We start from the raw sequence: 21961 nt of genomic DNA on the forward strand, positions 1-21961 counted from the left end.
CTCCTTAACATGTAAATCATTTGAAAATAATAGGTCATTAGCTGGTATACCACTTTCTAAAATTTCCCCATTATACCAAAAAGCACGTTTAAATATTTTGGTACTATACTCACATCCAGATAATAGTAAATCGCATTTGCGGGAATCATTTTTAGCCATTTGAAGATATCCATTTGGAAGAGTTTTTTCCGTATCTTTCTCAATTTGTTTTAATCGTAATGAACTGTGCCAGGTTTGAATATAATATTGATTTTTCCTTTTAACATACAAATCTGTTGTTCTAAAATTAGTAATTACAACCTTTGAAGTACATAATTCATAAAAATACTTTATAGACATCGTTTTAACTTTTCTAAAATCGGTTAAGTGTTTTTTATCGTTTGGATTATTAAATGCCCAGACAATATCGAACTTACCTTTTGGATAATGATTAAGAATATATTCCGTTATATATTTAGGACTGCATCCATACTGGCTTCCATAATAGCTAAATAAAAAGATTTTATTTTTCTTAATGGGAAGGCAATTAAAGAAGTAAATTAAGGCTAGTGCTAAATATTTTTTAATCACTGTCAAGAGCCTCCGTAACAAAATAAAAGCAATTCCTTTTAATTAGGAACTGCCCATTCATTTTTTTAATTCTATTCGTTCTAACCGCTTAGGTTGATTAATTACATTTATTTTTCTTAATACCTTTAAAATAATCAATAGTAATATATTAAAATAAGGATGTATCCTAAATAATTTTAGTTGTCTTTTTAACAATTTTTCCTGTTCTACTGCCCTAATTAATTTTGAATAATTAGTTTTTAGGTAAAACTCTATTTCCTTTCTATAGGAACCTTCATAATCCTTTTCACGATTTCTAAGCAGGAGATTATAATGAATTAATTGGGTTTTTACTATCATTTTATAAGATTGATCGGAAAGGTCACGATAGTGGTTTTCAATAAAGTCATGTCTTTCTAATAAGCCCTTTATAATATCAAGATTTCTACTAGAATAGTTTGCTACAATACTGTCTTCTCTTTGGTAATAGTAATATAAAGGTTCATTCATTAATACAAAGGTGTTAACTTGCTGCATTATTAGGTGTGCCCAGAATACATCTTCAAATAATACGCCTTTTTTAAAAGGGATATCTTTTATTAATTTTGTTTTATAAAGTTTGCCCCATGCGAAGTTTTTCACTCTTTCATTCATGACAAGCTGTTTCATAAGCTCTTTATTATGATAAATTATTGGATGTTTTTCTTTTGGATACAATTTACTATCAAATAAAAGATAATCATCATAAGCATAATAAAAAGCCGCTTGAACTACATCTGCCTGAAATTTATTGCCTATTGCCATTAATCGTTCAATCAATTTCTCATCCAGCCAGTCATCACTGTCTACAAAAATAGTAAAGTCACCGGTAACATGACTCATACCATAATTCCGAGCATCTGATAACCCACCATTTTCCTTATGTAGTACCTTAATTCTGCTATCCTCTTTTGCATATTGTTCTGCCATCATCCCACAGTTATCTGGGGATCCATCGTTTACTAAAATGATTTCTAAATTCTTATATGTTTGCTTTACAATACTTTCAATACATCTGGACAAATAGTTCTCTACTTTATAAATTGGAACTACAACACTAACAGTTTCATTCAACTTGTCTCCGCCTGCCTTCAATTTTTCATAGAAATGGAAATGGTGAAGTCGGCCAGATCCATATTAAACAATTAATTATTTTTTACACCCATTGTTTTATTTTGCCATTTAATGAATTCAATGAGGGTTTTATATTCCTTCTTGTCTATGCCGGATACCTTTAATTCATTTACTAACTCAATAAGCTCTTGTTCAGATATATCTGCGTTTGGTTCATCAAGTTCAGGATGTTGGTACAACAGTTCATTTAGTTCTACATCCAAAACTCCCGCAATTTTTTTTATAACCTGAATAGATGGGTTTTGATTTAAATTCCTTTCAATATTGCTAAGGTAGGATTTTGATATATTAGCCCGTTCGGCAAGCTCAGATAAAGTTAATCCCCTTTTTTTTCTTAATTTATAAATATTGCTTCCTATCATCGAACATACCCCGTTTTATTGTTAAAGTTATGGTATTACATTATCCTTTTATCGCCTTCTTTAGATATTACTGCGTTTCTCACACAATCAATGACCCGCCATTGATCTTCTTCCGTCATGTTGGACCCAGATGGCAAGCACATTCCATTATGAAATAAACTGTCAGATACACTTTCTTTTTCACTGTGTTTAAAATACTTCGCCTGTTGGAAAACCGGCTGCAGATGAAGCGGTTTCCAAACTGGACGTGCCTCAATATTTTCATCAGCAAACACCTTAAGTAAGTCATGAAGGGCTAGGCCAGCCTCTTGATGATTCAAGGTAAGAGCGGTTAGCCATCGGTTTGAACGAGTTTCTTTCAGCTCTGGCATAAAATGAAATCCTTGTAAGCCTGAGAGCTCTTCGAGGTATTTATTAAATATAGTCCTTCTTTGTTCAACTCTTTCGTCTAAAACCTCTAATTGTCCCCTTCCAATTCCCGCCAAAACATTACTTAATCGATAATTGAACCCAATTTGACTATGTTGGTAATGTGGTACTGGATCTCTTGCCTGAGTAGCCAGAAAACGAGCACGTTTCATTGCCTCAGAATCATTGGATACCAACATACCACCACCTGAAGTGGTAATTATTTTGTTACCATTAAACGAGTAGACTCCGAACTTTCCAAAAGTTCCACTTGCTTTTCCTTTATAAGATGAACCAAGGGATTCTGCAGCGTCCTCTATTATGGGAACATCATAATTGTCACAAATGGCTATAATCTCATCCATCCTTGCACTCTGACCGTACAAATTGACAACAATTACTGCTTTAGGTAACTTCCCTTCTTTAACAGAATCGCTGAATGCTTTTTCAAGAGCATTCGGCGACATATTCCACGTTTCCGGCTCAGAATCAATAAAGATCGGCTCAGCTCCTTGATAGATAATTGGGTTTGCGCTGGCTATAAATGTCAAGCTTGAGCAGAATACTCTATCTCCCTTTTGAACTCCTAATAAAGAAAGAGCCAAATGAATAGCTGCAGTTCCTGAACTCACTGCAACAGCTTCTTTGACTCCTACATATTGGGCAATTTCCTTTTCAAATGCATCCACATTGGGACCTAAAGGGGCGATCCAATTGCTTTCAAATGCTTCATTAACATACTTTTGTTCATTCCCACTCATATGTGGGGAAGAGAGAAAGATTCTTTTTTTAGATGCAATATTTAACAAATTCTTCGCCCCCATCTTTACTATCACTCTTTATTTTTGCTGGAACTCCTACTGCCGTGCATTTGGATGGTAAATCGTGAATTACGGTTGCACCGGCTCCTACAATTGCCCATTCACCAATCTTTATATTCGGAATTACAGTAGCCCCTGCACCTATGGAAACTCCTTCATTCACCTGTACAGCTCCGGTAAGAACAGCTCTAGGTGATAGATGAGTAAAGTCACCGATTTGACAATCATGTTCAACAATGGATCCAGAGTTAATAATCGTATGCTGTCCGATTTTACTGTCTGCATTAATTACTGCATTTGGCATTACGACTGTACCAGCCCCGATACAAGAGGTAGGACTCACAATTGCTGATTGATGAATTAATGTCACATAATAATCTTCGGTAAGATGCAATATTTGAACGACTTGTTTTCTGATTTTATTATTGCCAATGGCAATAATAAATTTAATGTCAAAATCGTCTTCAATTAGTTTGTTTGCCCAATTAATAGGGCCATAGATAATATTTTTTTTTACTATAGGCTCCCTATACTTTTCATCTAAATAGGCATGAATCTCATAACCACTTTGTAGGATTAAGTCGGAAATAACCTTGCTATGCCCGCCATGGCCAACAACGACAATCTTCATCCATTTCCACTTCCCACGGTGGAATTTGATCCAGTAAAACGTTCTACCGTTGCTTTTCCTTGCTGATTAATTCCTTCCGATTTAACAACTTTAAGTAGGGTCAAAATTAAGATTTTAATATCTAACAAGAAGGAATAGTTATTAACATACCAAACATCCAATTGAAATTTTTCATCCCATGTAATGGCATTTCTGCCATTCACTTGTGCCCATCCCGTTATTCCAGGCCTAACATTGTGACGTACGGCTTGTTCTTTTGAATATAAGGGAAGATACTCCTCTAACAATGGTCTTGGTCCTACTAAACTTAAATCTCCCCTTATAACATTGATTAATTGGGGATATTCATCCAAACTATATTTTCTTAAAAACTTTCCAAAAGAGGTCAGTCTTATATGGTCAGATAATAATTGGCCAGCAGGATCTCTTTGATCTGTCATCGTTCTAAATTTATATAGAATAAAGGGCTTCCCGTGTAAACCAGGACGCTTTTGTTTAAATATGACCGGGGTTCCAAGCTTTAGTCTCACTAATAGAGCAATGACTATGAAGAAGGGGGACAGAGTTACCAAAAACATCATTGAAATGACCAAATCAAACAACCGCTTCATTTCCTATTCCCTTCCTTTTTATCATCATTAATGAATCTCCTTCATTAGATGCTGCTTGATTTCCTCAATCAATTCTTTCACCTTAATGTTGGTGTTTTGACTTCCCTTGTTGTAGATTTCAACCAAAATTTCCTGGAATTTTTGTTGAGATAGATTTTCAGATATCTTCACTGTTCTAACCTCACCTAAATTACTTTATTTTTTCATAAAAAAATCCCCATTCTTTAATAAATGGAGATTGTCCTTTTGCATATTTTTATAACCATTTGGGTTGCTTTTCTGCCAACGCCATGAATCCTCACACATCTGATCAATATCCTTCTCTGCCACCCATCCAAGCTGTTCCCTTGCTTTTAATGGATTTGCATAACATATGGCTGCATCCCCTGGTCTCGGTTCCACAATTTGATATGGAATCTTTTCTCTTGAGGCTTTTTCAAAAGCGGAAACCATTTCCAATACACTGTAACCTTTCCCGGTTCCTAAATTATATGCCTCGACTCCGGATGAAGTTGACACTTTTTCAAGGGCTCTTAAATGACCTTTTGCCAGATCAACCACATGTATGTAGTCCCTTACCCCGGTGCCATCTTTAGTAGAATATTGATTGCCAAAAACGTTGAGTTCTCTTAGTTTTCCTATTGCTACTTGTGTGATGTAAGGCATAAGATTATTGGGAATTCCATTAGGATCTTCACCAATTAGACCACTTTTATGGGCTCCTATTGGATTGAAGTATCGCAACAAAGCAATACTCCACTCTTGATCTGAATTGTAGAGATCCTTTAAAATCTCTTCAATCATCAATTTAGTACGGCCATATGGATTTAAAGCAGCAGTAGGAAAATCCTCGGAAATCGGAACCCTGTCAGGCATTCCGTAAACAGTGGCTGAAGAACTGAATACTAATCTCTTTACATTATGTGCTTTCATTACCTCACATAGAACCAGGGTGCCTGTAATATTATTATGATAGTATCTTAGTGGATAATAAACCGATTCTCCAACCGCTTTTAACCCGGCAAAATGGATGACTGACTCAATATCATTTTCTTCAAATACTTGATTTACTTTTTCCATATTAAGTAAATCAGCAGTATATGTTTTGACTTCCTTACCGGTAATCTCCCTGATTCGTTCAATGGCTTCTGGCTTACTATTAATAAAATTATCTAGAATGACAACTTCGAATCCTGCATTTAATAATTCCACACAAGTATGGCTGCCTATGTAGCCGGCGCCCCCTGTAATTAATACTGCCATTTAAGCTTCACTCTCCCTGCGCTCATGAACCAATCAATTCATATAATTTTTCTATCTCATTCACATTGCCGTAATCCTTTGAAAGTACATTTGAAATTAAGGTAGTTTTTAAATCTTGATCATCAATTAATTGTTGGATTCCACTTACGATAGCATGGATATCTTGCCCTGTGATCAAAGCATCAAATCCGTTTGTTGCTTGGCTTTTGGCTGTTGGAAAATTCGTTATCACAATCGGCTTACCAAGAATTTGTGCTTCACGAATAGTTACAGCTTTCCCTTCGTATCTGGACGGTTGAACATAGATATCACATTCCTTTATATAAGGATATGGATTTGTTTTTTTTCCAAGAAGATGGAACCTTTTTGATAAATCCAATTTCTGAATGAGTTCACGCAAATCCTGCTCTAACGGACCATACCCAACCACATACCATTCCACATCATAGCCTTTTTGTATTAATTCCTTACATGCATAGATCGCTCTATCTATTCCTTTTGCATGTGAAAGTCGGCCAACTGTTAAAAGAATCGTTTTTCCTTTCGTTTTTTTCAATTCAGTAACCTCATCTTGAATGGCTTGTTTTCTAACTAACTCTGGTGAGAGAATGTTTTCAATTACCATTGTTTTTTCTCTAAATGTAGGAAATTGGCTTAAAAAGGTATTTGAACATTCTTCTGAAACAGCTACAATCTGATCTAATTTATTCCACATTTTTTCTTCCATTTTTTTATTAAGCTGGATGTTCGAATAATCGGTATGAATCCAGCCAATTCGTTTTTTCGCTTTTACCTTTTCTCCGATAAAATGATGTGGCCATAGGAAACCTATGGCCACATCATACTCTTTATTTAATTTTGGCAGTAACCGATTGGTCATTTCCCATCCATATTGAATCACTAGATATCCAGGTTCATCCATTCGTTTCACTTTCCCTTGTATTTCCCCTAAATATTTAGCTACTACCCTTGTGAATGCGATAGGGTAATGACCTTCTTTTATAATCTGGGGAACTGACTTTCTAAACGTTGTATATTCCGGTATTTCTGGCAATAATTTAGGACCCGATGGTAAAAAGGATAAAAACTCACCTTCATGTTTAAATAACATTAAATCCACTTCATATTTGCTATAATCTATATGCCTTAAAAGGCCTAATAAACTTCTTTCTACTCCCCCGATTGCCAAGTCAAAGGATGAAATTAATATTTTTTTTTTCATATTGTATGACCTCAATCTTTATTATTTTTACTATCAAGCCCCATACAAATCATTCCATTCCTTCACATTTTCTTTAATACTGTAACCTCGTTTATCTATCTGTTGAACAATTAAGTCTGAATCAGGTTTAGTACTCATTAAGGCCTCTTTAATTTTGAAACACCAATGGTCAAGACTTTCTTCTAGACTAATATAAGTTGTTAAATCTAATCCCATGTCTGTAGATTTAGGTACAGTATCCGAAATGATACAGGGAGTTCCTGAACATTGGGCTTCTATTGTCACAATACCGAATCCTTCGAACTTGGATGGGAATAAAAACAAATCAAAAGCATTCATAAATCTTGAAATATCCGCTCGTACTCCTAAAAATCGTATATTTTTTAAAAGTCCCATTCTTCCAGCTTCTTCTTCGACTTCTTTTCTTAATGGTCCATCCCCGATTAATAATGCAACATAACTGCTATCCTGTTCAGTTAATTTTTTTAGTACCTGTAATAAAAATATATGATTCTTAGATTCCGAAAAGCGTCCAACATGACCTATGATTTTGGCATCTTTCGACAAATTTAATTCTTTAATTATCTGTTGGCGGTCGTTTATACTTCTTACGAATTCAGAAGGATCAATCCCATTATTAAGGATCTTGACTTTCCCTCTATTAATTAGTTCCCTTCCAAATAAAAAGGAACCTGCTTCCTCACTGCAGCAACAATAATGGGTGGCGGAAAATCTAATACAAGATTGAAGTAACTTTAAGGTTATCTTTTCCTTATTACTAGCTCCTCTTTGCCAATTCGTACTGTGTGAATGACAGATTCTTTTAGGGATGCCTGACAGTTTTGCAGCCAATGCTGGAAATCCACTTTGGTAATCGGTATGGGCATGGACTGCTGCAAAAGGGTACATTTTCATAACCCTTAGCAATTCTTTTATATATTGAATCGGACCTAGTTGTCCTAAACTACGAATATGATAGATATGCCCACCTAGTTGTTGAATCTCATCATCGAAATCACCCTTAACCAGTGAATGCGTAATAAAGTCAAACTGGATTTTATCACGGTTGATATTCCGATAAATATTCATGATTAACGTTTCTGCCCCACCACGCTGCATGGAACTTACAATATGTAAAATCCGTTTAGGCTCATTGTTCATTTTTTTCATCCCGTATTTTCATAATTAAAATAGTAAATAGTCACTTTTGTATATCACATTTAAGGAAACTACACTTTCAATATAATAAAAGAGAAAATAGCATATTAATAAGGCATAATAAATGACTCTCTGGTCTCTCTCATTAAAGAGTTTAATAACCCAGGAAATAAGAATTAATTGATATAAGTTAAAATAAATTGAAAATCTGGCAAATATCCAATTTTGAGTGGATATAATCATAAATACAAAGCCAATCACCGACATATTCACAATAAAATCGCTCTCTGGGAACATTCGGCGAAACTTTTCTCTCCAAATATAAGCAATTATTAATGGAGCTCCACTAACCGCCACTCTTATGGAACTGGCACCACCTTCATTGAAATTTTGATAATGGCCATATTGTGTGTCCTTTATTGCAGAAAATAATACTGTTGCAAATTTATCAAAGCCAACAACGATAACGATTGAGAAAAATAATAGAATAAAGGTAGCCTTTGACCACGCTTTGTAGCGAACTAAAAAATAGATTGGGATCAATACCAAAGCACTTTCATGAAATGTAGAAGCAAAAAGAACGATGACTAGAAACTTAAAAAAATTCCCCTTAATTAAAAAGTGTGTACCTGTAAATACAATTGCCGCTGCCAAACATTGCCTTATCCCATTCATCGAAACTAAAAAAAGCCCACCCGTAATATAAACATACATACTTAGTTCAAATAATCGAGAATATTTATATAAGACAGCAATGATCAAGATATTTGTAATAATAGCAGTAATTAAAATTAAAATTTGTGGATTGTTCGAGAATTGTTTTAGAAATCTTTGCAGGATTCCAAATCCAATATCCTTTTGTGAGTGAATATAATCCCACGAAAAATTATTGATCTCGTATATATGCTTATAAAAGTAAGTATCACCTATATTGGAACGAAGACCAGAAACAGCTACAAGTGATATAAGCACTCCAAAAACTAATAATTTATTTGGTTTAATTGGAACGGCAGCATTTACCTCTGTAGCCGGAACCGAAAAATATCTTGAAAAAAAAGACAAAATAAAAACTATGGCTAGATTTATCCATAGAATGGTCATAATACATTTCCTCTCAGCATTAGTTCAAATATTATTTAAGCATTCCTTGATGATGATGAAATATAAACAAATAATAAGAATCCAAAAGGAATTGCCATTAAGGTTAAAAGTCTCTTTGGAGATTTCCTTAAAAACTTCCAGTCTTTAAGCATGAAACTACTGGAAACATAATGTATTGCTTGCCTAAATTTAAATTTAAGATTTGAATACGGAAGGTTCATTAGTTCTTTTCGGTAAAAGGAAAACCCTTGTGGATTCCGTCGATATTGATTAAACATATTCATCGATGATCCATCAGGTAAATATTCCACACAGCATAATACCTCATTCATTAATAACATCTCATACATTTCATCTAGCTTATAATATTTGTAAGCTAGCCCCACATACTTTTCATTTTCAAAAATAGGATAAGGATATGCTCTAGTTAATTCTGAACGATATACCAATTTTTTATCACCTGTCACACCATGTTTATAATAAAGGTCAAACAAGGTGGAGCTTTTCAAATTAGGTAATTTAGTACCAATCACTTGTTGATTGGTATCAGCATCAAGACCAATGATACCGCTGACATGTTCATTTCCATGTTGTCTCCAAAAGGTTACAATCTTCTCAACAGCATCTTCAGGCATAAAATCATCTGAATCAATACATACATTTAACTCTGTTTGGATTAGTTCATAGGCGGTATTATGGGCACCATGCATGCCCAGATTTTTCTGCCAATGATAGTGAATTTCTACTTTCTTTTCCCTAATCCAATTTTCAACCAAGTCCTTAGTATGATCTGTTGAGCCATCATCAATAATTAACCAAACAAAGTCCTTTGATGTTTGACGAACAAGACTTTGATAGCATTTTTCAAGACAATAAGCCCGATTAAAGGTTGGAGTAAAAACAGTTAATAATTTCATTTCATCACCCTGATAAACCTAAGTAAAATCTTTCCATATATTCTGCTGATTCTCTAATATCATATCCTTTATTTGAAATAAACGTTGAGTAACTCTGTCTATAAAACTTTTTTGATTGTAAGTCCATTAACTTTCTAATCCATTCATCCTGCTCTGATAATGAAAGAAAATCTATTAAATCCCCACCCAAGTCTACTTCTCTTGAGATTCCATCGGAAATGATGCAGGGTAATCCAGCACCCTGGGCTTCAACCAATGAAACAGGTAAACCTTCATGTAACGAAGGAAAAACAAACACATCCAAACTTTGTAGGATTCGATGAATATCAGACCGAATACCCAAAAATTTTACCTTATCACTTACTTGGAGTTCCTTGGCCTTTTTCTCCATGCTTGTGCGAAGAGGTCCGTCACCTATTAGCAGTAATGTTGAATGATTCACTTTCTTATTTAATTTTGCAAATACCTCAATCAGAAAGTTGTGATTTTTTTGGAGATTAAATCTCCCAACATGGCCTAATATATACTCATCATTCGAAATATTTAATTCATCGCGAACTTCTTTTCTAACCTCTTCGGAATAATCAAACAGTTCACTAACGATACCGTTTTTCACTATTTTTGTTTCTGCTGATTTTCTTTTAAATAACCATTCAGCAGCGCCACTGGAACATGCTAATAAATTTGTCGCACTATGAAGTATAAAATTTCCGGCATACCATTTATAAACCTTTGAGGCAATCCCACCTTCACTGCTGGTATTGTGACTATGAGAAATACGAGTAGGGATCCCTGCCCTTTTGGCTTCCCGAAGTACCAATCCGCTCATCTTATCCATATGGGAATGAACAATCTTATATTGATTGATTGAGGTAAAAAAGTGATTAAGTGCCTCTACATATTTTAAATGCCCCACATCGGTTATATAGGGGATCCGATGAACCTTTCCACCCATTTCCATGATTTCCGAATCAAAGACTCCCGGCTTACAGGTTAAAAAATCAAATTGTACTTTGGTGCGGTCAATATTCCGATACAGATTCATGATTAACGTCTCCGCACCACCACGATTCATATTGACTACAACATGCAAGATTCTTATCGGACTGCCCACACCATTTCCTCCTTATCTGCCATAAGTCCACGATAGATATTCGTTTTTTCCTCTAATACCTTATGAATGCTATATTTTGTTAATATTTCATTTCGACCATTTAATCCCATTTGGTATCTAAGGTCTGAATTGGCCGCAAGGATTTTGATTTTCTCTGAAAAACCATCTATACCGTCTAAAATAGTCCAGCCAGTATAATTATTTTGAATCAATTCCCTATGCCCTCTATTGTCGTTCGCGATGACTGGTAAGGCACAGGACATTGCCTCCATAATATTTACCGGAAGTCCTTCCCTAAAACTAGAGGCCACTGCAACATCACTCATTCTTAAAAGAACATCAATATCATGACGGTAGCCCAGAAAATCTATCATATGATCTACACCTAATTGAATTGCATAATCTTGACATTCGTTTAAAAGCGGGCCTTCACCAGCTAATAATAACTTTGCCCTCGGAACTTCTTCTTTTATTAATGCCAATGATTCAATTAATAATTTATGATTCTTGTTTTTATTAAATTCAGCAGCATAAAACATCAAAAAATCTTCTGGGAGGTACCCCTGTTCTTTCCTGAGCTCATGTTTATCTGTTTCAGATACAGGTCTGAATATTTCTGTATTAACTCCCACTCCATGTACATGGAGAATTTGTTTTGAATTAAATTGATGAGTTTTTGCAAGATTGAAATCTTCTTGATTAATGGTAATTAAACAATCCGTACTGTTAGCTAGTAATCTTTCAATTGGATAATAAAGTAGCCAATTAATGAAAGAGGACCCTTTGCAAAAATGAAAGCCATGTGCAGTATATATTACCTTTGTTCCCGTTTTTCTGGACGCCCTCGCCGCTAACCTTGTAATGACTCCCCCCATCGGAGTATGACAGTGGATCATTTTATATTGATTTCTCTCAATAATTTTTTTTAGCGTTTTGTACGCGACTATGTTTTCTTTCTTAAATGGCGACCTTTGTATGGGAATGGTAAATTTCCTGTCAACAAACGGAAGTTTTAACTCGCCAGATGCCGCAACATGTACTTCCCATCCTTGCTCTTTGAACCACTTTAAATACGGTAAATGGAAGGCTTTAAAATGGTAATCAACTGTGGCACAGAATAACACTTTCTTTTTCATTTCCACCCACTACCCTTTAAACTCTATTTGATTAGTTCATTTTCAATTACGGAAGAAAGATAACATAAGAGCTCTTTTCTTAAATCTTCTCGTTGAATTGCGAAATCAATCGTTGTCTTTATGAATCCCATCTTCTCCCCAACATCATAGCGAACACCTTCGAAATCATAAGCATAAACCGCTTCATGTTGGTTTAATGCAGCAATGGCATCAGTAAGCTGGATTTCTCCGCCCGTACCCGGCCTTTGTTTGCCTAATATTCCGAAAATTTTCGGACTTAAAATATACCGGCCTAGTATCGCTAGATTAGAAGGGGCTTCCTCCTGCTTTGGTTTTTCTACTAAACTATTCACACTGTAGAACCGTTCCCCCATCATCTTTCCATCGACAATTCCGTAACGGGATACTTCTTCTTCAGGAACTGTTTGCACTCCTAGAACGGAGGCATTATATCTCTCATATTGGTCGATTAACTGTTTTAGGCAAGGCTTTTCCGCCTGGACAATATCATCCCCAAGCAGTACTGCGAATGGTTCATTACCAATAAATTTTCGTGCACACCAAATGGCATGCCCCAAACCTTTTGGTTCCTTTTGCCGGATATAATGGATATCCACCAGTTTTGACGACTTTTGAACTTCACTTAATAGCTCAAACTTTCCTTTTTCCAATAGGTTGTGTTCTAGTTCAAAAGAATGATCAAAATGGTCTTCAATTGCTCGTTTTCCTTTTCCAGTTACGATAATAATATCCTCAATTCCGGACTCAACCGCTTCTTCCACGATATATTGGATTGTTGGTTTATCAACGATTGGCAGCATTTCCTTTGGCATTGCTTTTGTAGCCGGAAGAAACCTTGTTCCAAGTCCCGCTGCTGGGATAATTGCTTTTCTCACCTTCATAATATGCACTCCTTAAACTGAAACTGATAATTGTGCCTGAGGGGCGACTTTGTAATTAGCAAGCGCCACAAGCCTTTCTTTTAGCTCTTCTTTCGCAAGATTTGGATAAGAAATGATAATATCTTCAATTTCCTCGATTAGAAGGTCTGAAGCTTTCCCAACATAAATCTTTGGATAAATTTGCTGATCATGTACTTCTTCCGGTTTTAATAGTTCTTCAAAAAGCTTTTCGCCTGGTCGCATACCAGTAAAATCGATTCCAATCTCATCAATCGAATTACCCGAGAGTTTAATCAGATTTTTGGCCAAGTCGACGATCTTAACCGGATCACCCATATCTAATACGAATATTTCACCACCACTGGCAAGTGCCCCTGCCTGAAGCACCAATCTGGATGCCTCAGGAATGGTCATAAAATAGCGGACCATATCTGGATGGGTAACAGTGACCGGACCGCCCTTTTTAATTTGTTGTTTAAATAACGGAATGACGCTTCCACGACTTCCTAACACATTGCCAAATCGAACAGCTACAAATTTTGTTTCACTTTCTTTATCCATATGCTGAATGATCATTTCAGCTAGCCGTTTTGATGAGCCCATCACACTGGTTGGGTTCACTGCTTTATCCGTTGAAATCATGACAAAGGTTTTTACCCCATTCCAACTGGCCGCCTTCGCCACATTCATGGTTCCCACTATGTTATTTTTAATGGCTTCCTCAGGATTGGCCTCCATTAATGGAACATGTTTATGTGCGGCTGCATGATAGACGGAGTCTGGTTGAAACATGCTCATGACAGTCATCATTTTCTTGGCATCCTGGATATCTGCAATAACGGGGATAAATTCAATCCCTGTATGTTTGAACGTTTCCTTTAGTTCCATTTCAATCGAATAGATGCTGTTTTCACCATGGCCTAATAAAATCAATTTTTTCGGCTTGAAACAAGATAATTGACGGCAAATTTCTGATCCGATAGAACCCCCTGCTCCTGTTACCAATACATTTTTATTTGTAATATTTTCCGAGATTGTAATCATATCTAGTTCTACAGGTTCTCTTCCTAATAGATCCTCTACTTGGACATCACGAAATTGATTAACAGATACTTTTCCTGTCATCAAATCCTCCAACATTGGCAGAATTTGCGTTTTAGCCTTCGTTTTAGCACATTCTTGGAAAATGGCGTTTAGTTCTCTTTTGCTAAGTGATGGAATGGCAATCACGATGTTTTCAATATTTAATTTGTTAACCGCAAATTCAATTTGATTAATGCCGCCAATGACTGGAACCCCTAATATATCGAGCTGGTGTTTCTTATCATCATCATCAATAAATGCAATCGGCAACAGATCAGCATCACTATTCTGTTGCAGTTGCCTTACCACCATCGTACCGGCAGATCCTGCTCCAATGATGAGAGTTCTTTTTTTACTTTCATATTTTTGTAAATGTGAATCTCTAAACATTCTCAGGCAAAACCGTGATCCCCCGATTAATGACATATTCAGCAGCCATGTTACGGTTAACAATCGATAAAATATTTCATGAAAAATAATGGCCTGTGCCGAAGCAGCAACGATAATTGACAATGTTACAACCTTAAGGATACTAAGCAATTCCCCAATACTGGCATATTCCCACGCTTTCTTATACAAATGGATTCTAAATGATAGATAATAATGACTGGCTAAAATGACAATTGAACTAATTACCATTGGAAAAGTAATGACATAAAAAGTGCCATTTACTAAGAAGCGGCTAAAATAGATAGCTGTTAGGACAATAAAAGAATCAATTAGCAGAAATAAGGATACTCTTTGCCGGTATGTCATACTATCCCCCTCAAAACTATGGATCTATTATTCATATCTACAACTCCTTAAAAATGTTAAGGATATGCTCTTTATGAAAAACACATCCTCAACATTTTTAAATAAAGGGCATCTAACCCCCCCTCACATCACACTCTCGACGACTGGCGTCTAAGGTTTTTCAACCCACAGCATGACCGAGTGCCTCCATTGATAAAGGCTAGGAGGCATCACCTTTTGTTTAAAAGAATATTCCGTTTCTAATAACGAACAATCTGACCAAAAAAAATGTCTATGTTACTTATTAACCACTACTCCAACAATATGGGCCTTTGCTAATTCTAATACTTTCTTCGCTTCAATAGCATCCTCAAACTTAGTGTGATCATTTTTAACGACTAAAATGACTCCATCACTTTGATTGGCAATTAACTTCGAATCTGATACTTCAAGTACAGCATTGGAATCAATTAAAATGACGTCATATTGCTGTTTCACCTTATCTAGTAAATCAAGCATTAGTTGAGAGCTTAGTAGTTCAACAGGATTATGAGTTATAGATCCGCTTGTTAATAAATCTAGCCTCCAAATCTCTGTATGGTAAACAGCCTCCGTAAATGATTGCCTCCCGGTTAGCACATCTGTTAATCCGTTCGTATTGGGTAGTTTGAAAAAGGAGTGTAAAGCCGGTTTTCTTAAATTGGCATCTATCAAAAGGACCTTTTTCTTTTGTTGCGCCATGGATACGGCTAAATTTGTAATAATAGTTGACTTTCCCTCACTGCCGCATGGTGATGTAACCAAAAAGGTTTGACTTTTCTTTCCTGAGAGCATGAATTTAATATTGGTTTGAATCATTCGAAATTGCTCAGCAATACGGGATTCTGGATGGGAATAAGTGATGATGGTCCTTTTTTTTATATCAGTGGATTCTTTTCTCTTATTTACCGCCAACCGTTTCGCCTCCCGTTTCTAGTTCAAAATACATTCCATTTTTTTTTCGTTTTAAGTTCCGTCTGCTTATTCGTGGGACCTTTCCTAATACAGGTAACCCTAGCATCGCTTCAAGGTCATTGTTCGGGCGAATTCTGTTATCCAATGACTCTAGTAAAAACGCTAATCCGATTCCAATCACGATACCAACAGCTACTGCAATGAATAATTTATTATTATTTTTTGGATTAATGGGATTTGTATTTACCTTCGCCTTGGATAACACTCGAACATAATCTTCCCCGACAATTTTGGGTACCTCATCTTTAAATACATTGGCGACTGTATCTGCTAGGATTGCTGCCTGATTAGGGTTCGAGTCCACTACACTTATACTTACAACCTGAGAATTATCTACGCTTGCTACCGTGATTTGACTAGCTAATTCCTCAGCACTTTTATCTAATTGCAACTGATCAATTACAATATCCAAAACAGCTGAATCTCTGATAATTACTTGAAGTGTTTTTCTTGATTCCTCATCTGCTCCAATGATTATTCTTGAAGATGATTGATACAGAGGTGTAATAGCAGCGTTATTTAAAATAAAACCTGCTATTCCAGAGATTACTGTTAGTAGGGCTATAATCCAAAATCTTCTTTTGAACACACTTACTATTTCTTTTAAATTAATTTCCTTAACCTTGGGACTTTGGCCATTTCTATTTAGATTAATCGTATTCATGAAACCACCTTTATTTTAAATATTTTAAGAACATAGGAGTCAATATTAGTTTGTTTATTTCACCAGCAAACTCATACTTTATAATTAACATTTTAGTTCTATATAAAGAACGTGTCAATGCTTTCTTTCCCATTTTCTACTATTTAGGTGATTCAAAAACTAGACGCTAAGCTCCATCTGCTTCCTGAGCAGATGATTAAACATCCCTTTCTTTTCATGTGCCAGTTGGGCAAATTGACCTTTCTGGATAATCTCTCCCTGCTCTAATACAATCACTTGGTCGGCATTCCGAATGGTTGATAATCGATGAGCAATCACGATCACCGTCATTCTTCCTTTTAGTCTATCTAATGCCTCTTGAATCTTGGACTCATTTTCTGTGTCTAAGGCACTTGTTGCTTCATCTAATACTAGAATGGAAGGTTTGCGAAGGATTGCTCTGGCCAAAACGAGCCTTTGCCGTTCTCCACCAGATAATCTTATTCCTCTATCTCCAACAATAGTCTCTAATCCTTCCGGCATCTTTTTGACAAAATCCGCTGCTGCCGAAAACTCTAGTGCCTCCCAAATTTGAGTTTCATTTACCTCAGGTTTTATCATAAGGAGGTTTTCTCTAATAGTGGCGTTAAACAGAAAAGGTTCCTGTGGTACATAACTAATTGAACGCCTTAAAGACAACAATTTATCCTCTGAAAGAGGTTCCGCATCAATAAGGACACTCCCGGACTCTGGTTTATTCAAGCCCATAATCATATCTATTAAGGTACTCTTTCCTGCCCCGGATGGACCTACAATGGCGGTCATACTTTGAACAGGAATATTTAAATTTATATTTTGAAGTGCATAGCTTGATTCTTTTGAGTTATATCTAAAAAATACTTCCTTACATTCGATACCCTTTTGAATGTGAAGAGGTTTAATATCCTTGTAGCTTGTGTTAGTTGAAACCTCTAATGCTTCGTTACATCTTTCTTGTAGTACAACTAATGAGCGAAAGGCGGGTACTGTTGTTGCAATTTGCTCCATACTAGCTTGAATACTAGTAATACGAGGCCATAATCTTGAAAAAATCATTAATATAAGAAAAAATTGTTCAGGTTTCGCATCAAGCATCAGAAAATAAATCAATAGAAAAATTGCTATTAAACTGGCTGAAGCAATTTTATAAAAAGTTTGGGAGGTTGTTTTTAATTTAATATAATCAATTTGCTCCGAGACCATATCGTTTGTTAAACTCCTCAGCCATCCTAACCTGGATTCTTCCAAGGTGTTACTTTTTATATCTTTAATACCATTTAATTGATCCGTAATACCTGCAAGATATTCCTGCGCTAACAAGGACGTTTTTAACCCCAGTTGTTTTGACTGCTTGATGAATCTGCGGGAAAAGAAGGCCAGTATAAATCCTGAGGCTAAGACAAATAAGGTTAATTTTGTTGATAACCAGAATGCAATGCCAATTTGTATAACTGTAAAAACCATTGATGATAAAAATTGTGTAAATTGAATAATCCCACCTGTTACGCGGGAAAGCTCCATGGTCATGACGTTAATCAAATCTGACTTTTTTTGTTTCGTAAAAAATTCCCAATTTGCCTTCATTATTCCATTGTAGGTTTCAACTCTTAATTGCCGGACAAACCCCTGTGTAATTTTAACATTCCTAATTTCTAAGTTTTGCTGAAGCAAATTTTGTGTAATAACTAACAAAATATAACAACCCAAAATCATAGCCAACACCATTAATTTAGGGAATTTCTGCAAGAAATCAAATACCTGCAAAAATTTTATAGTTTCCATATCTACACTGATTATTCCACTGTAATGAATCATTGGAATTAATAGAAATATCCCCATTCCATCAAGGAAACTTACTAATCCCATACCGAAAAGATTTAAATATAGGATATTACCAGAGTAGGAATATAACTTTTTTATAAAATAAAATACGTAATTCACTATTTACGCCCTCCTTGCTTCGGAATAATTCTTCGTTTTCCTTAAGATCACAATAATCGGCCGCAACGGGAAATATAGAAAATGAAGAATTTTCGGCAGAGGAAAAAACTCTGCATCCTCCGGATAAGGATAAAGGGTGCTCGCAAAGAAAAGCACTTTTTGTCTCTTGGACATTAACGAAATTAAATGTCGCTTATGATACTCAGACACATCTTTTGGCACTGGGTATGTATGAAGATTAACCATTTGTTTTATATAAAACAAAGCATCTCCTGCTAACTGCTTTGTCTGCTTTCGATTTATGTTTTCCATCATTTCATCAGGTACTTTTGTGCATAGCAATTCTGAAGCTAAATATAATGCCTGACCACCCAATTGAAGAAATTGATTTTCTCTAAGTAAATCCTTGGTTTTGTTCCAATTAAGTTCCATTTTTACTAATTTTTCAATATCCATTAACCACCTTAGTCTTGACCAGCCATGGCGCGCTCCATGAGATACTAAAAATAAAAATAAATCTTCAAACCCTAATGTATAAACAGGGTAACTTGTTAATTTACTAACTCTTTTTCGATCCCACAAATCATTAAAATTTGGCTCTTTCGCAGGACCAGGATTCAGTCTCCAGTGGATTTCGACTTTTATCTGTTTTTCCGGATGGGAAAACGTAATATGATGATGTCGCCATTTCCAATCATTTAACACCGTTTCAATATAATCATCTTTGATATATCCATGATCCAATAACAGTTTTTCTGCAAGTGATAATTTTTCAATTGGTATTAATATGTCTATATCAGCAGACGTTCTTAACGATACATCGCCATAAAGGTCAACTGCCAATACTGTTCCTTTTAAAAATAGACTGCGAATGTTATTTTTATCAAATAATTTAGCAACATTTTCTGTTTCGCCACTGAGAAAAAGCATGCGAAAAATGTTTTTTTGATAAGAGAGTTTCAGCTTTTGGCACACGAATTCCGGAACAAATTCACTGTCTAGTTCTTTGATTTTTTTATAAACAATCGGAAAAACACGATGATGAATAGTTAATGTATAAAAAGTATCCCAATTTATTTTTTCCAAGAGATCAGGGCTTAATTTATCTATTGTTTGCTCCTCATTTATTAAGGAAAGTAACAATTTTAATTCTATAGGAAATTGCTTTACCTGCTCTTTAAATAATGTATCCACTTTGGTTTACTCCTTTAGGTTCTATCCATTCATACACCTTGCGAATTTTCCTACTACTGTAAATTGATCCATAACTTCCTCGCCCGTTATAATCAACGTTCCACTTCTGAGCCAAGCATGGGCTGCCAATTGTCCATCCTCATCTCTTCCAGTTCCTAAATAAAGAGTACAATCGATCTGTCTTCTTTGAAGCATTTTCATTGCGGCTATGGCCTTTACCAAACACTTACTTTGCCAAGGTGTGTAATTGCTCATAATATAAATAGCATTTGATATGTTCTTTAAAAGTTTCTCTTCTGAAGGATTCCGGTTAAATGAGGATTCCTCCATATGTTCACCCAAAATAGGGGCAACTTTTGAAAAAGGCATCGATTTTAAAATGCGCCCCCAGGCCAAAAAGATAAAAGCCTCTATAAACAATCGCTTTTCTTTTGAATCCAACAACACAAATGTTTTTACTATTCGGGCAAGTTTCATGACAAAATCCTCCTAATTCACGATTTGAATTAGGCCCTCATTATTTAAATGGTTGATAAAGGAGAGAACATCCTGCTCACATACTTTTTGCTCAATTTCGTAGTCCTTCAGTAATCTGTTTACTACTTCCATAATTTCTATAGGTGACTTGATTAATTGCCAAATTTCTCCACCTATTGTCCCTAAGTTGTAGTATTTTCCACTTTTAATACTAAGCATGACTTTTTCACCATTCATATCACTAACTACATTGCCTTCTGCTTGCAAGACTACTGATGCTAGTGAAATAGTTTGTGTACTAATCATATTAGTCCCCCCTATTTTATATTGGATAACAGTAGAGACATTAGTTCGGAAGCTGTAAACTCTCCAATTGGTCTCTGTAATTGAAACATATTAATGTGATTTAAAATTTTTGCTGATTCTTTAAAATGCCATTCTGTCATACCTAAACGGGTTACCAAAAAGTTCCGGTAAGTATGTATATTTAAAGTATGCAATTGTTCTAATCCCTCAATTTTCTTTAGGTGAGGCTTTTCTTGTTCGTTAATCACCAGCTCAAAAATAGCTACTAGTGGTATTTTTTCTTCTAGAAATCGTTCATGAACTGGAACAGCAAATTTTTTTTCTCTATCAAATAATGGTTGTAAATTGGCTGATTCTATACCAAATTGGTTTAGGCTTTCTTGCCACAATTTCTGTTGAGGATAGGATGGAGTGACATAAGGAACATTGTTTTGATCAAAAGATATTGGTATGACATCATCACTTAATAATTGATAGCCCTTATTCATTAATGCTGCCGCCAAGGTTGATTTCCCCGCACCTGAGTGACCCACAATGGCATAGGCTTTCCCTTCAATTGCAATAGCACTTCCATGCAATGGTAGGATCTTTCGCTGAAGAAGTACGGCTCCCATACAGGTACCAAGGATATATAGGCGTATTTTATCTTCTTCTGCCCCTTTTATTGGAGATACGATAATTTCTTTTCCATTTTGAATAGAAAAGATCGCTGTATCAGGAACTTCAAACATGATTTCATTTCCTTGCACAACAAACTTTTTCACTGTTCCGGAATCTATTTCATACCAACGTTGAGATAAGTCACGTTTTTTAATTTCGATGTCTGCCTCATTAACTGCATGTTTTAATAACGTCATTTCAGGCAAAACTATTTCACTTAATAGATTCAATCCAAATCCCTTATACAGTAGGGCACTTTTTGTGATAGTCATGTTCTCACTCCAGCTACCGAGAAAAATTTTTAAAAGCCCTTACACACTTTGCATTGTATAAGGGCAGTTTTGTGGCCATGATTCGCTGAAATCTACATTCATTAGCTGTACTTTACTGGATCGTCTGGATCTGGTTGTACTGCATCAGGAATTTTATGACCAGGTCCTGCCATAGTCATGTTAACGTTCAGTACTTCTAATTCAGGAGTGCTCCATTCTTTTTTCATGC

The 21961-nt window shown here is 35.6% G+C and carries 24 protein-coding genes; all 24 read right to left on the bottom strand.

Annotation, left to right across the window (positions count from 1 at the left end):
* The coding region (locus V7083_RS04085; RefSeq protein WP_335475652.1) for a CDP-glycerol glycerophosphotransferase family protein at positions 1-570 on the bottom strand (570 nt) is incomplete at its 3' end.
* A 57-nt stretch (positions 571-627) separates the two neighbouring features.
* On the bottom strand, positions 628-1662 hold the full coding sequence (locus V7083_RS04090) for a glycosyltransferase family 2 protein (RefSeq protein ID WP_335475654.1): 1035 nt from the start codon (positions 1660-1662) through the stop codon (positions 628-630).
* A gap of 71 nt (positions 1663-1733) precedes the next feature.
* On the bottom strand, positions 1734-2084 hold the full coding sequence (locus V7083_RS04095; RefSeq protein WP_335475656.1) for a helix-turn-helix domain-containing protein: 351 nt from the start codon (positions 2082-2084) through the stop codon (positions 1734-1736).
* Positions 2085-2119: 35 nt separating this feature from the next.
* Positions 2120-3253 (bottom strand): DegT/DnrJ/EryC1/StrS family aminotransferase, encoded by a 1134-nt coding sequence (locus tag V7083_RS04100; protein WP_438823691.1) that lies wholly within the window; start codon positions 3251-3253, stop codon positions 2120-2122.
* A gap of 28 nt (positions 3254-3281) precedes the next feature.
* Positions 3282-3944: an acetyltransferase gene (locus V7083_RS04105; RefSeq protein WP_335475660.1), complete on the bottom strand. Its 663-nt coding sequence runs from the start codon at positions 3942-3944 to the stop codon at positions 3282-3284.
* Positions 3941-4555, bottom strand: a complete 615-nt coding sequence (locus tag V7083_RS04110) for a sugar transferase (protein ID WP_335475662.1) — start codon at positions 4553-4555, stop codon at positions 3941-3943. The genes V7083_RS04105 and V7083_RS04110 overlap by 4 nt, the downstream gene beginning before the upstream one ends.
* A gap of 27 nt (positions 4556-4582) precedes the next feature.
* A complete protein-coding gene (locus tag V7083_RS04115; protein ID WP_335475664.1) occupies positions 4583-4726 on the bottom strand; it encodes a hypothetical protein in 144 nt (47 codons plus the stop codon).
* 24 nt (positions 4727-4750) lie between these two features.
* Entirely contained in the window at positions 4751-5818 is a 1068-nt protein-coding gene (galE, locus tag V7083_RS04120) for a UDP-glucose 4-epimerase GalE (RefSeq protein ID WP_335475666.1), read from the bottom strand.
* A 22-nt stretch (positions 5819-5840) separates the two neighbouring features.
* Entirely contained in the window at positions 5841-7040 is a 1200-nt protein-coding gene (locus V7083_RS04125) for a glycosyltransferase (RefSeq protein ID WP_335475668.1), read from the bottom strand.
* Between the two features lie 33 nt (positions 7041-7073).
* On the bottom strand, positions 7074-8201 hold the full coding sequence (locus V7083_RS04130) for a glycosyltransferase family 1 protein (RefSeq protein ID WP_335475670.1): 1128 nt from the start codon (positions 8199-8201) through the stop codon (positions 7074-7076).
* Between the two features lie 24 nt (positions 8202-8225).
* A complete protein-coding gene (locus tag V7083_RS04135; protein ID WP_335475672.1) occupies positions 8226-9299 on the bottom strand; it encodes an EpsG family protein in 1074 nt (357 codons plus the stop codon).
* A gap of 35 nt (positions 9300-9334) precedes the next feature.
* A complete protein-coding gene (locus V7083_RS04140) occupies positions 9335-10216 on the bottom strand; it encodes a glycosyltransferase family 2 protein (RefSeq protein WP_335475674.1) in 882 nt (293 codons plus the stop codon).
* Positions 10217-10220: 4 nt separating this feature from the next.
* The gene (locus V7083_RS04145) at positions 10221-11330 is read right to left on the bottom strand and encodes a glycosyltransferase family 1 protein (protein WP_335475676.1); all 1110 of its coding nucleotides are present in this window, start codon (positions 11328-11330) and stop codon (positions 10221-10223) included.
* Complete coding sequence (locus V7083_RS04150) at positions 11315-12466, bottom strand: glycosyltransferase family 4 protein (protein WP_335475677.1); 1152 nt, start codon at positions 12464-12466, stop codon at positions 11315-11317. The genes V7083_RS04145 and V7083_RS04150 overlap by 16 nt, the downstream gene beginning before the upstream one ends.
* Before the next feature lie 23 nt (positions 12467-12489).
* Positions 12490-13368: a UTP--glucose-1-phosphate uridylyltransferase GalU gene (galU, locus tag V7083_RS04155; RefSeq protein ID WP_335475680.1), complete on the bottom strand. Its 879-nt coding sequence runs from the start codon at positions 13366-13368 to the stop codon at positions 12490-12492.
* Positions 13369-13380: 12 nt separating this feature from the next.
* A complete protein-coding gene (locus V7083_RS04160; RefSeq protein WP_335475682.1) occupies positions 13381-15207 on the bottom strand; it encodes a polysaccharide biosynthesis protein in 1827 nt (608 codons plus the stop codon).
* Between the two features lie 276 nt (positions 15208-15483).
* Positions 15484-16140 (bottom strand): CpsD/CapB family tyrosine-protein kinase, encoded by a 657-nt coding sequence (locus V7083_RS04165; protein WP_335475683.1) that lies wholly within the window; start codon positions 16138-16140, stop codon positions 15484-15486.
* Positions 16127-16864 carry a YveK family protein gene (locus tag V7083_RS04170; protein ID WP_335475685.1) on the bottom strand — a complete coding sequence of 246 codons (738 nt, stop codon included), beginning with the start codon at positions 16862-16864 and terminating at the stop codon, positions 16127-16129. The genes V7083_RS04165 and V7083_RS04170 overlap by 14 nt, the downstream gene beginning before the upstream one ends.
* Before the next feature lie 159 nt (positions 16865-17023).
* Positions 17024-18823, bottom strand: a complete 1800-nt coding sequence (locus tag V7083_RS04175) for an ABC transporter ATP-binding protein (protein WP_335475687.1) — start codon at positions 18821-18823, stop codon at positions 17024-17026.
* 3 nt (positions 18824-18826) lie between these two features.
* Entirely contained in the window at positions 18827-20017 is a 1191-nt protein-coding gene (locus V7083_RS04180) for a nucleotidyltransferase domain-containing protein (RefSeq protein WP_335475689.1), read from the bottom strand.
* A gap of 21 nt (positions 20018-20038) precedes the next feature.
* Positions 20039-20494, bottom strand: coding sequence for a lasso peptide biosynthesis B2 protein (locus tag V7083_RS04185; RefSeq protein ID WP_335475691.1), 456 nt, complete (start codon positions 20492-20494; stop codon positions 20039-20041).
* A 12-nt stretch (positions 20495-20506) separates the two neighbouring features.
* Complete coding sequence (locus tag V7083_RS04190) at positions 20507-20800, bottom strand: lasso peptide biosynthesis PqqD family chaperone (RefSeq protein WP_335475692.1); 294 nt, start codon at positions 20798-20800, stop codon at positions 20507-20509.
* Between the two features lie 11 nt (positions 20801-20811).
* Positions 20812-21732, bottom strand: coding sequence for an aldolase (locus V7083_RS04195; RefSeq protein WP_335475694.1), 921 nt, complete (start codon positions 21730-21732; stop codon positions 20812-20814).
* Positions 21733-21833: 101 nt separating this feature from the next.
* Positions 21834-21959 (bottom strand): paeninodin family lasso peptide, encoded by a 126-nt coding sequence (locus V7083_RS04200; protein ID WP_335475696.1) that lies wholly within the window; start codon positions 21957-21959, stop codon positions 21834-21836.
* Between the last annotated feature and the right edge of the window lie 2 nt (positions 21960-21961).

Source organism: Bacillus sp. JJ1764, from assembly GCF_036962145.1.
Lineage (GTDB): Bacteria > Bacillota > Bacilli > Bacillales > Cytobacillaceae > Neobacillus.